At 72.0% G+C, this 11,691-nt stretch carries 10 protein-coding genes; 8 read left to right on the plus strand and 2 right to left on the minus strand.

What is annotated here, in order from left to right:
- The first annotated feature begins 14 nt into the window (after positions 1-14).
- From AB0C19_RS22215 to AB0C19_RS22250, 8 genes are all read left to right on the plus strand, one after another.
- Positions 15-1,343 carry a Gfo/Idh/MocA family oxidoreductase gene (locus AB0C19_RS22215; RefSeq protein ID WP_357188200.1) on the plus strand — a complete coding sequence of 443 codons (1,329 nt, stop codon included), beginning with the start codon at positions 15-17 and terminating at the stop codon, positions 1,341-1,343.
- Between the two features lie 25 nt (positions 1,344-1,368).
- Positions 1,369-2,799 (plus strand): glucuronate isomerase, encoded by a 1,431-nt coding sequence (uxaC, locus tag AB0C19_RS22220; RefSeq protein WP_238686132.1) that lies wholly within the window; start codon positions 1,369-1,371, stop codon positions 2,797-2,799.
- Positions 2,800-2,801: 2 nt separating this feature from the next.
- Positions 2,802-4,106 (plus strand): enolase C-terminal domain-like protein, encoded by a 1,305-nt coding sequence (locus AB0C19_RS22225; protein ID WP_238686131.1) that lies wholly within the window; start codon positions 2,802-2,804, stop codon positions 4,104-4,106.
- Positions 4,097-5,590 carry a mannitol dehydrogenase family protein gene (locus AB0C19_RS22230; RefSeq protein ID WP_238686130.1) on the plus strand — a complete coding sequence of 498 codons (1,494 nt, stop codon included), beginning with the start codon at positions 4,097-4,099 and terminating at the stop codon, positions 5,588-5,590. Before AB0C19_RS22225 ends, AB0C19_RS22230 begins: the two co-directional genes overlap by 10 nt.
- The gene (locus AB0C19_RS22235) at positions 5,580-6,794 is read left to right on the plus strand and encodes a Gfo/Idh/MocA family oxidoreductase (RefSeq protein ID WP_238686129.1); all 1,215 of its coding nucleotides are present in this window, start codon (positions 5,580-5,582) and stop codon (positions 6,792-6,794) included. Before AB0C19_RS22230 ends, AB0C19_RS22235 begins: the two co-directional genes overlap by 11 nt.
- Positions 6,795-6,846: 52 nt before the next feature.
- Positions 6,847-8,199 carry a polysaccharide lyase family 1 protein gene (locus AB0C19_RS22240; protein WP_357188203.1) on the plus strand — a complete coding sequence of 451 codons (1,353 nt, stop codon included), beginning with the start codon at positions 6,847-6,849 and terminating at the stop codon, positions 8,197-8,199.
- 82 nt (positions 8,200-8,281) lie between these two features.
- Positions 8,282-9,007: an HD domain-containing protein gene (locus tag AB0C19_RS22245; RefSeq protein WP_357188205.1), complete on the plus strand. Its 726-nt coding sequence runs from the start codon at positions 8,282-8,284 to the stop codon at positions 9,005-9,007.
- Between the two features lie 150 nt (positions 9,008-9,157).
- A complete protein-coding gene (locus tag AB0C19_RS22250) occupies positions 9,158-10,651 on the plus strand; it encodes an FAD-binding oxidoreductase (RefSeq protein WP_357188207.1) in 1,494 nt (497 codons plus the stop codon).
- Positions 10,652-10,728: 77 nt separating this feature from the next.
- Here the strand turns inward: AB0C19_RS22250 and AB0C19_RS22255 are convergent, their stop codons facing one another.
- Both AB0C19_RS22255 and AB0C19_RS22260 read right to left on the minus strand, forming a co-directional pair.
- Complete coding sequence (locus tag AB0C19_RS22255) at positions 10,729-11,094, minus strand: barstar family protein (protein WP_357188209.1); 366 nt, start codon at positions 11,092-11,094, stop codon at positions 10,729-10,731.
- A 77-nt stretch (positions 11,095-11,171) separates the two neighbouring features.
- A complete protein-coding gene (locus tag AB0C19_RS22260) occupies positions 11,172-11,621 on the minus strand; it encodes a ribonuclease domain-containing protein (RefSeq protein ID WP_357188211.1) in 450 nt (149 codons plus the stop codon).
- Positions 11,622-11,691: the final 70 nt, after the last annotated feature.

Consider the following 11,691-nt stretch of genomic DNA (forward strand, 5'->3'; position numbering starts at 1 on the left):
CGGGAGGCGACCGCATGTCACCGAGAGCCGCCGGACGAGTCCGGTACGCCGTCGTGGGCACCGGCGCGCGGGCCGAGATGTTCGTCCGGGCGCTGGTGCTCGACCACGCCGACACCACCGAGCTGGTCGCCTTCGCCGACGTCAACCAGGCCCGGATGGACGCGCACAACCGCTGGCTCGGCGAGCTGGGTCACCGCCCGGTGCCCACGTACCCGGCCGGTGACTTCGCGGCCATGCTGGACTCCGAGCGCGTCGACGTCGTCCTGGTCACCAGCGTGGACGTCACCCACGACGAGTACGTGGTGGCCGCGCTGCGCGCCGGTCGGGAGGTCGTCACCGAGAAACCGATGACAGTGGACGCGGCCCGGTGCCGGCGGATCCTGGACACCGTCACCGAGACCGGTGGGCGGGTGACTGTCGCCTTCAACTACCGCTACAACCCGCTGCACGAACAGGTTCGCCGGTTGCTCGCCGAGGGCGCGGTCGGCGAGATCGGCTCGGTGCACTTCGAGTGGTTGCTCGACGTCCGCCACGGCGCCGACTACTTTCGCCGCTGGCACCGCGACAAGGCCACCTCCGGCGGGCTGATGGTGCACAAGGCCAGCCACCACTTCGACCTGGTCAACTGGTGGCTGGCCGCCACGCCCGTCGAGGTGTACGCGGCTGGCCGACTCTTCTTCTACGGCGAGGACGGTCGCCGGCACGGCTACGCCCGCGACTACGACAGGGCGCACGGCTCCCCCGCCGCCGCCGACGATCCGTTCGCGCTGCGCCTGGACGCGCACCCCCGGCTGCGTGAGTTGTACCTCGACGCCGAGGCCGAGGACGGCTACCAGCGCGACCGCAACGTCTTCGCGCCCGGGGTGAGCATCGAGGACGACATGGCGGTGCTGGCCCGCTACTCCACCGGCGCCACCATGACCTACCACCTCACCGCCTACGCGCCCTGGGAGGGCTACCGGGTGATGGTCAACGGCAGCCGGGGCCGACTCGAGTTGGACGTGGCCGAGAACGACCACGTCGACAGGGGCACCGCCGGCGCGGTCAAGGGCGCCGCCCTGCACGGCGCCGAGGCGCCGGCCGAGGGTGGTGGTGCGACGCTTACCCTGCGCCCGTTCTGGGCCCCGCCCCGGCAGATCCCGGTGGAGGGTCGCAGTCGGCACGGGCACGGCGGCGCGGACGCCCGGATGACCGGGGTGCTCCTCGGCGGTCAACCCGACCCGTTGGGCCGCGCCGCGACCGCCGACGACGGCGCGTTGGCCCTGCTCACCGGTCTGGCCGCCAACCGGTCCTTCGAGACCGGCCAACCCGTTCGCGTCGCCGACCTGCTCACCCCCCGCTGACACAGGAGACGAGGAGCCCCACTCCGTGCCCACGTTCGACCACACCGACCTGCTCCTGCCACCCGAGCCGGGCCAGCGCGCGCTGGCCCGGGAGCTGTACGCCCTGGCGGCGGAGCAGCCCATCATCTCGCCGCACGGGCACGTCGACCCGGCCCTGCTCGCCGAGGACCGCCCCTTCCCGGACCCGGCGCAGCTGCTCATCGTGCCCGACCACTACCTGACCCGGATGCTGCTCAGTCAGGGCGTACCCCCGGCGGATCTGGGGGTGCCCACCCGCGACGGCAGCCCGGTGGAGACCGACGGCCGGGTGATCTGGCGACGCTTCGCCGCGCACTGGCACCTGTTCCGGGGCACCCCGTCGCGGCTCTGGCTGGAGCAGACCTTCCGCACCGTGTTCGGGGTGCACACCCCGCTTCGCCCGAGCACCGCCGACGCCCTCTACGACGAGATCGCGGCCCGGCTCGCCGAGCCGGACTTCCGACCCCGGGCGCTGTTCGAGCGATTCAACATCGAGGTCCTCGCCACCACCGAGTCGCCGCTGGACGATCTCGCGCAGCACGCCAAGCTCGCCGCCGACGGGTGGGGTGGGCCGGGCGGCCGGGTGGTCACCACGTTCCGCCCGGACGACGTCGTGGACATGGAGTTCGAGGGTTGGTCGACGAACGTGGACCGTCTCGGCGACCGTGCCGGTGAGGACACCGGCACGTACGCCGGCTACCTGGCGGCGCTGCGGGCCCGACGCGCCGCGTTCATCGCCGCCGGCGCCACCTCCTCCGACCACGGCCACCCCACCGCGCGCACCCTGGACCTGACCCCGGCCGAGGCCGGGCGACTGTACGACCGGGGCCGACGCGGCGAGGCCGACGCCGCCGACGCGGAGGCGTTCCGGGCGCACATGCTCGTGGAGTTCGCCCGGATGTCGCTCGACGACGGCCTGGTCATGCAGCTGCACCCCGGCGCGGTGCGCAACCACAACCGGTGGTTGCACGCCCGGCACGGCCGTGACGTCGGCGGCGACATCCCGCAGGCCACCGAGTACGTGCACGCGCTCGCCCCGCTGCTGGAGCGCTACGGCAACGACCCCCGGCTGCGGCTGGTGCTCTACACCCTCGACGAGGACACCTTCACCCGCGAGTTGGCACCCCTCGCGGGTGGGTACGCCGCGCTGCTGCTCGGCGCGCCCTGGTGGTTCCTGGACTCCCCGGAGGTGCTGCGCCGGTTCCGGGAGACGGTGACCGAGAGCGCCGGCTTCTACAACACCACAGGGTTCGTCGACGACACCCGGGCGTTCTGTTCCATCCCGGTACGCCACGACGTGGCCCGCCGGGTGGACGCCGGCTTCCTGGCCCGGCTCGTCGCCGAGCACCGGCTACCGATGGACGAGGCCGCCGAGACCATCGTCGACCTGGCGTACCGGCTGCCCAAGCGGGTCTTCAACTTCGGGAAAGGTGAGTAACGGTGACGGTGACCATCACCTCCGTCGAGGTGCACGACGTGCGGTTCCCCACCGCCGCCCGGGGCGACGGCTCCGACGCGATCAACCGGGGCGACTACTCGGCGACGTACGTGGAGCTGGGCACCGACGCCGGCCCGACCGGTGCCGGGTTCACCTTCACCAACGGCCGGGGCAACGAGATCACCTGCGCGGCGGTGCGTGCCCTGGCCCACCACGTCCAGGGCCGCACCATCGAGGAGATCACGGCCGAGCCGGTGGCGTTCTGGCGCTCGCTCAGCGCGGACGTGCAACTGCGCTGGCTGGGCCCGGAGAAGGGCGTCATCCACATGGCGACCGGCGCGCTGGTCAACGCCGTGTGGGACCTGCGGGCCACACTGGCCGGCAAGCCGATGTGGCGCTTCCTCGCCGACCTGCCCACCGAGGACCTGGTGGCCAGCGTCGACTTCAAGCACATCACCGACGCGCTCACCCCGGACGAGGCAGCCGCCATCCTCGACAAGGGACGCGACGGGCTGGCCGACAGGTTGGCCATCCTCGAACGTGACGGTTTCCCGTCGTACACCACATCGGTCGGGTGGCTCGGCTACCCCGACGACAAGGTGCGGGCGCTGACCCGGCAGGCGTACGCGGACGGCTGGCGGGCGATGAAGATGAAGGTCGGCGGCCCCCTCGCCGACGACCTGCGGCGAGCCCGGATCATCCGCGAGGAGATCGGCCCGGACGCGCTGTTGATGATGGACGCCAACCAGGTCTGGGACGTCGACGAGGCGATCACCGCGATGGCGGCACTGGCCGAGGTGGACCCGTACTGGATCGAGGAGCCCACCCACGCCGACGACATCCTCGGGCACGCCCGGATCGCCCGCGCCGTGACCGAGTTGACCGCCGGCCGCTGCCGGGTGGCCACCGGGGAGGTGGCCGCCAACCGAGTGATCTTCAAACAGCTGCTCCAGGCCGAGGCGATCGGGGTGATGCAGGTCGACGCCTGCCGGGTCGGCGGCGTCAACGAGGTCCTGGCCGAGCTGCTGCTGGCGGCGAAGTTCGGCGTACCGGTCTGCCCGCACGCCGGCGGCGTGGGCCTCTGCGAGTACGTCCAGCACCTGGCGATCTTCGACTACCTGCGGGTGGGCACCGGTCTGGATGGTCGGATGATCGAGTACGTCGACCATCTGCACGAACACTTCGTCGATCCGGTGCGGACCCGCGGTGGCCGCTACCTGCTGCCCGAACGGCCCGGTTACAGCGCCACGATGAAGCCGGCGTCGATCACCGAGTTCCGCTTCCCGGACGGTCCGGCATGGCGGTGACCGTCGGGGCCTCCCGGCTCGGCATGGGCATGCTGCGCCGGCTGCCCGCCGAGGCCCGCCCGCTGATCCGGCCGGGCACCGTGCCGACCGGCGTCGTACACCTGGGGTTGGGCGCGTTCCACCGGGCCCACCAGGCCGTCTTCACCGAGGCCGCGGTCGGCGCGGCCGGGGGTGACTGGGGCATCGTGGCCGTCGCCCCGCGCAGCACCGCTGTGGTCGAGGCGATCGCCGCGCAGGACAACCTGTTCAGCGTCAGCGCCCTCTCCGCGGCCGGCAGTTCCACCCGGGTGGTGGGCGCCCTGAGCGGTGTCCGGCACGCGCCCAGCGACCCGGACGCCGTGGTGGCGTTGCTCGCCGACCCGGCCGTCCGCGTGGTGACCCTGACCGTCACCGAGAAGGCGTACCAACTCGACCCGGTGACCGGCCGACTGTCCCCGGACTCGGCGCTCGCCGCGGACCTGGCCGGCGGCGGACCGCCGACCACGGTGCCGGGGCTGCTGCTGCGCGGGCTGGCCGCCCGGGCCGCCGCGGACGCCGGGCCGGTGGCCCTGGTGAGCTGCGACAACCTGCCGGCCAACGGTCGACGACTGCGCGGCATGCTCGACCAGGCGGTCGGCCGGGCCGGCGGGATGCCCGCCGGGCTGGTCGAGTGGGTGGCCGGCAACGTCACCTGCCCCGGCACCATGGTGGACCGGATCGTGCCGGCCAGCACCCCGGAGACGATCGCTGCGGCCCGGCGGGCGCTCGGCGTGACCGACCTGGCAGCGGTGGCCGCGGAGCCGTACGCGCAGTGGGTGATCGAGGACGACTTCCCCGGCGGTCGGCCCGGTTGGGAGTTCGCCGGGGCTGTGCTCACCGACGACGCCGGCCCCTGGGAGCGGTTGAAGCTCCGCGCACTCAACGGGGTGCACTCCGCCATCGCGTACCTCGGAGCGTTGGCGGGTCGGGAGACGATCGCCGACGCGTTGGAGATCCCGCACCTGCGTGACGTGCTGCGCCGGCTGATCGCCGAGGACGTGGCGGCCAGCTTCACTCCCCCGGACGGGGTGCGGGTGGTCGACTACGGCGAGCAGGCCCTCGCCCGGTTCGGTAACCCGGCAATCCACCACCGCAACCTCCAGGTGGCGATCGACGGCTCCCAGAAGCTGCCGCAGCGCGTCCTGCACACCATCGCCGACCTGCGCGCGACCGGGCGGTCCGCGCGCTGGGGCGCGCTGGTAGTGGCGTCCTGGTTGCGCTTCGCGCTGGGGTACGCCGACGACGGCCGGCCGTTGCCGCTCCAGGACCCACTGGCCGGGCCGATCCGGGCCGCGCTGGATGCCGGGGCGCAGAGCCCGGCGGGAGCTGTCGACGCGGTATTCGCGCTGCGCGACGTCTTCCCGATGGAGGTGGCCGAGGACGACGAGGTCCGCGCCGACGTGATCGCCTGGCTGACCGCGTTGGAGCGGCACGGCGTCGAGGCCACACTGGCCGGTGCCCGGTGACCGCATCCACCCGGACCGGTCGGCGGTGAGCGGGGCCATCCCGCCGCCCCGGGTGGCGGTGATCGGGGCGAACGGGCACGGTCGCTGGCACCGGCGGGTGATCGCGCCCCTGCACGACGCCGGTCGGCTGCGGTTGGTCGCCCTGGTCGACGTCCGGCCGGTGGAGGACGACCCGGCCGCCCCGGTGCCGCCCGGGGTAGCGGTGTTCACCGACCACCGGGCGATGCTCGCCGCCACCCGACCGGAGGTGGTGGTGATCTGCACGCCACCGCACACCCACCTGGCGATCGCCCGCGACGCCCTGGCCACCGGCGCGGATCTGCTGCTGGAGAAGCCGCCGGTGCTGTCGCTGGCCGAGCACGAGGAGCTGACCTGGGCTCTCACCGCCGCCGGTCGGGTGGCCCAGGTCGGCTTCCAGGCGCTCGGTTCGGCGGCCCTCACCGCGCTGACCGACGCGCTGGCCGCCGGCCGGCTGGGCACTGTCACCGGCATCTCCACCATTGCCGCCTGGCAACGGCCGGACGCCTACTACGCCCGCTCCCCCTGGGCCGGTCGACGGAGTGTGGACGGCCGCCCGGTGCTGGACGGCGCGCTCGTCAACCCGCTCGCGCACGCGGTGATGCAGTGCCTGGCGATCGCCGAGGCGCTCGCCGGGGCGACGCCGTGGCCGGTCGCGATCGAGGTGGAACGCTACCGGGTCCGGCCGATCGAGGTGGAGGACACCGCAGTGTTGCGGGTCCGGTTCCGCGCCGGGCCGCCGGTGCTGGTGGCGGTGACCCTGGCCGCCGAGGAGTTCGTGGCGGGCGAGGTGGTGGTGACCGGTACGACGGGGCAGGCGGTGCTGGAGTACCCGACCGACCGGCTGCGCCTGCCCGGGGACGTGGTGACCCGCCGGGTGCCGGGGCGGCTGGGGCTGCTGGAGAACCTGCTCGCCCACCGGGTCGACCCGTCGGGCGTGCCACTGATCGCACCGCTGGCTCGTACCGCGCCGTTCACCGCGCTGCTGGACGCGTTGCGGCCCGCGCCGGAGCCCCGGCTGCTCGACGGCGAGCTGGTGACCATCCTCGGCGAGGGCGGGGAGCGGATCCGCCACCTGCGGGGCGTCGTCGACGTGTTGCGGCGGGCGGCCGAGCGGGGGGCGCTGCCCAGCGAACTGGGGGTGCCGTGGGCGTCCGGCGCGTACCGCGCCGAGCTGGCCGGATAGCGGCAGACACCACCTGGGACGGACCTCCACCACAAACGAATGGAGTGAGTCGATGCGCAGAATCCTCGGCGGCGCCACAGTGGTCGCCCTCCTCCTCGGCACCACCCCTGCCGCCGCCGCCCGTCCGGACGTCCCGTCCGCCGACCGGCTCTCCCGGTTGGCCGATCACCTCGGCCGGCAGACGCTGCCCGAGGGCGACGGTTGGGCGGCCGACGGACCCGGCACCACCGGCGGCTCGGCGGCGACCCCCGAGCGGACCAGGGTGGTCCACGACCGGGCGGGGCTGGTCGCCGCGCTGGGCGGCGACAACGCCGGCAACGCCACCGACGCCACCCCGAAGCTCATCTACGTCGACGGCGCCGTCGACGGCTTCGACGGGCCCGGCGGCACACCGCTGAGCTGCGCTGAGCTGGCCGACCCGGCCTACCGGTTGGACGCCTACCTGGCCGCGTACGACCCGGCGGTGTGGGGACGGGTGCCACCGAGCGGGCCGTTGGAGGAGGCTCGGGTGCGCTCGGTGACCAACCAGACCCGGCAGACCCAGATCAACGTCGGGCCGAACACCACCATCGTCGGGTTGCGCGGCGCGCGGCTGACCGGGCTCACCCTCATGATCGACCGGGCGTCGAACGTCATCGTCCGCAATCTGACCCTCGTCGACGCGCGGGACTGCTTCCCCGCCTGGTCGCCGACCGACGGCGAGGCCGGCAACTGGAACAGCCAGTACGACCAGATTTCGGTACGCCGCAGCGGGAACGTCTGGGTCGATCACAACACCTTCACTGACGGCGACAACCCGGACAGCGTCCAGCCGGTGTACTTCGGTCGGCCGTACCAGGTGCACGACGGGTCGCTGGACGTCACACACACCGCCAGCCTGGTCACCGCCTCCTGGAACCGCTTCACGGGTCGGGACAAGCTTCTGTTGATCGGCTCGTCCAACACCGTCGGCCCGGACGTGGACCGGCTGAAGGTCACACTGCACCACAACCTCTTCGACAGCGTCCTGCAGCGGCTGCCCCGGGTGCGTTTCGGTCAGGTCGACGTCTACAACAACCACTACCGACTCGGTGGGGACGACTTCCAGTACGCGCTCGGCGTCGGTGTCCAGTCGGCGATCTACGCGCAGAACAACTTCTTCACACTGGACGCGGCTGTCGACCCGGCGGACCTGCTCTACGACTGGGGCGGCACCGCGTTGACCGAACGAGGCTCCTGGGTCTGCCAGGGCGGTGGCGCGGCCCGACCGGTCGACCTGCTGGCCGCGTACAACGCGACCCACGATCCCGACCTGGCCGCGGACGCGGGCTGGACGCCCACCCTGCGCCGCGACCCGGTCCTGCCGACGCGGCTGGTCCCCCTCCTCGTGAACCCACTAGCCGGCGCCAACCGCCTGCCGACCTGACGGCTCGGCGCGCCCGCGACTCGCCGTCGGGTCGGCGACGTACGGGCTCATCGATGTGGGGAAGATCGGCTATAAGTGACGCATGGACTTCCCGCCGCACCTGGGCAGCATGCCGATGCACGCGATCACCGAGATCCACGGCGAACCGGGCCTGCTGGAACGTTTCCGGTTGGAGGTCCAGCAGTTCGACGACGCAGCCCGGGCGCGGTTGACCGCCGCGCTCGACCTCGCCGCCGAACTGCACCGCGACGATCGACGCGTCCGCGAGCCGTACCTGAACCACCTGCTGCGGGTGGCGATCAGGCTGATGCACCACTACCAGGTGCGGGACGTGGACGTGATCGTCGCCGGTCTGCTGCACGACGCCGTCGAGGACCATCCGGTCGAGCTGGCCGGCGGCGACCCGGGCACCGACCCGACCGGGGCCGCCCTGGCCGCGCTCGCCGCGCGGTTCGGGCCACGGGTGGCCACCCTGGTCGCCGCCGTCACCAATCCGGTTTACGACCCCGAGCGGGACCGCAACGCGCAGTACCGGGAGCATCTGGCGGTCAGTCTGGACAGGGAGCCCTGGGCCCGGGTGATCAAGGTGTCGGACTTCACCGACAACGGGGTGGGCGTGATCCACACGGTCGGGCCGAAGGTGATCTCGTCGGCCCGGAAGTACCGGCCGCTGGTGCCGCTGTTCCGGGACCTGATCGGCCGACCGGACACCCCGTTGTCGCCCGCTGTGAAGCGGCACATCTTCGGCCAGCTTGACCTCGCCGAGGAGCGGTTCAGCGCCATCCTGGACCAGCCCGCTCCGAACTGATCCGTCCCCGGATCACCCGACCGGGTTCCGTGACAAGTTCTCAGATCTGCCCGATGGCTTCGGGCATTACGGTTGGTTTGCGCCAGATGAGAGGAAACTTCCCTCTCGGTTCATCTTTCGGGCGTGTCACCAATCGAGAGGATTCGGACCATGCGCGACCTTTCCCGTCGTGATCTGCTCAGGGCGACGGCCGTCGGCGCCGGAGCGGTCGCCATCCCGAGCGTGATCGCCGGCAGCTCGGCGATCGCGGCCGACGGTCCCGGGTGGCCCTCCGACACGAAGTTCCCGCCGGCACAGCTGACCGGCCGGATCGTCCGCCCGCAGAGTCCCAACTACGCGGAGGCCAGCCTCGGCTGGGACGAGCTGTTCGTGCACTATCCGCTGGTCATCGTCTTCGCTCAGGAGACCCAGGACGTGGTCAACGCGCTCACCTGGGCGCGGCAGCACAACGTCGCGCTGCGGGTACGCAGTGGCCGACACAACCTGGAAGGCTGGTCGAACGTCGACAACGGCATCGTGATCGACGTCAGCGAGCTGAAGGACGTCCACATCGACACCGCCACCGGCACGGCGAAGGTCGGCGCGGGGCTCACCCAGTCGGAGGCGGTGACCGCCCTCGGCGAGCACGACCTCGCGGCGACGACGGGCACCGAGGGCACAGTGGGCCTCTCCGGCGCCACCCTCGGCGGCGGCTTGGGCTTTCTCACCCGCTACCTCGGGATGGCCTGCGACAACCTGATCGGCGCGGAGATCGTCGTGGCGGCCGGCGCCGACGGGGCGAAGGTGCTCGAGGTGGACCCGTGGAACTACTCGGACCTGCTCTGGGCGCTGCGCGGAGCGGGCAACGGCAACTTCGGGATCGTCACCTCCCTGACCTACAAGGCCGCTCCGCTCACCAGCGTCGCGTACCTGCAGGTGACCTGGCCCGGTCTCGACGACCTGCACGAGGTCTTCGACACCTGGCAGCGCATCGCACCCTTCACCGACCCGCGCCTCGGCAGCCAGCTCGAGGTCCACCCGGAGGAGATCCTGTTCTTCGCGGTGCTGGCGGAGGGTTCCGAGGCGGAGGCCAGGAAGCTGCTGGCGCCGATCCTGTCGATCGGCAACCCCACAGTCACCGTGCAGATCGGCAACTGGGGCGACGTCTACGCCGGCTTCCAGACCCCGAACGAGGACGATCCGGCGAACTGGAAGTTCTTCTCCCAGTTCACCCGCGAGCCGTTCCCGGAGAAGGCCGTCAGCATCGTCCGTGAGTTCATGGAGAAGGCACCCTCGCCCGACAGCAACTTCTTCACCCAGGCCTTCGGCCGCGGGGCGCAACGCCAGGAGCCCTTCGGCGGCTCGGCGTTCCCGCACCGCGACGCGCTCTTCTACTCGGAGCCCGGCGCGGGCTGGGGCAAACGCGGCGAACCCGACAGCGACGATGCCATCACCCCGCTCGCCCAGACCTGGATCGCCGAGTTCAGCCAGGCGCTGCGGCCCTACGTGGACGGCGCCTACGTCAACGTGCCGAACATCGGCATGGCCGAGTGGGAGAAGGCCTACTGGGGGCATAACTTCCCCCGGCTGCGCAAGATCAAGGCGAAGTACGACCCGCACAACGTCTTCCAGTACGAACAGAGCATTCCGCCCGCGACGCACTGACCCGGATGACCGGCGGTGCGGGTGGCACCCGCCCGCACCGCCGGGCACCGCGGCCGACGGCGGGCTCGAAGCACCGGTCAGGAGGGCACCGCTTCGTCGAGGACGATGCGCAACGGGTGCGGGGCGCTGGCGGCGAGGTCGCCGAGCACGGCGAGCAGCCGACCGTACTGATCGGACGGCTCATCGACGAGCAGTTGGCCGGCGTCGGTGATCAGCACTGTGAGCGGACCGGCGTCGAGCTGGTCCCGGAGGACGTCGGAGAGGGCGTCCCAGGTCTCCCCCAGGTACGCCGGCAGGGCCAGTACGGCGGCGAGCGCGGCGAACAATCCGGCCCTGGTCCGCGTCGTCGCTCCGGCCAACACCACAGCGCCGGGCACGTCGAGGCCGCCGTCGGGGGGAACGATCAGCCAATCGGGCACCCGACCGTCGTGCTCGTCGACCATCACGTTCCTCCTGATCTGATCGGTACGACGACCCACGGCGGGGCCGACCGGTTGCGGCCGGCCGGCCCCCAGGTCGGTCAGAGCCGGTAGAAGTCGGTGTAGTGGTTGGGCGAGAACCAGGTGACCCCGGTGCTGCGGTTCACCACGATCCGGTACGCGTCCCGGGCGGCGCCCTGGGTGCGCGGGTAGACGTCGTACTCGTGGTAGGTGGCGTTGGTGGGGAGTTGACCCTCGTAGTTGTAGAACTGGCCGCCGGCGAAGTTGGACTTCCCGCCGCTCCAGGAGTACCAGCCTCGGCTGGTCGGGAACCCCTTCGCGGACCAGCCCGAACGGGCGGTGCGGGCGTCCGCGCAGCGACTCATGGTGCAGGAGCTGTAGACCGCCGCCGAGGCCGGGTCGGTCAATCGAGGGGAGACCACGGACGGGCCGACCAGCGCGGCGGCGACCATGGCGAGGAGCAGGGCGAGGGTGGTGGTACGCCGGCGGATCGCGCCGAGCGTGGCCAGCGGGGACACGAGGGTGGACACAGGCTGCCTCCAGACCATCCAATCCATCGATCCGCATGATTGTCGGACCGAACCTAGTCTCACCGCTGCC

The organism is Micromonospora sp. NPDC048842 (genome assembly GCF_040649935.1).
GTDB classification, from domain to species: Bacteria; Actinomycetota; Actinomycetes; order Mycobacteriales; family Micromonosporaceae; genus Micromonospora; species Micromonospora hortensis.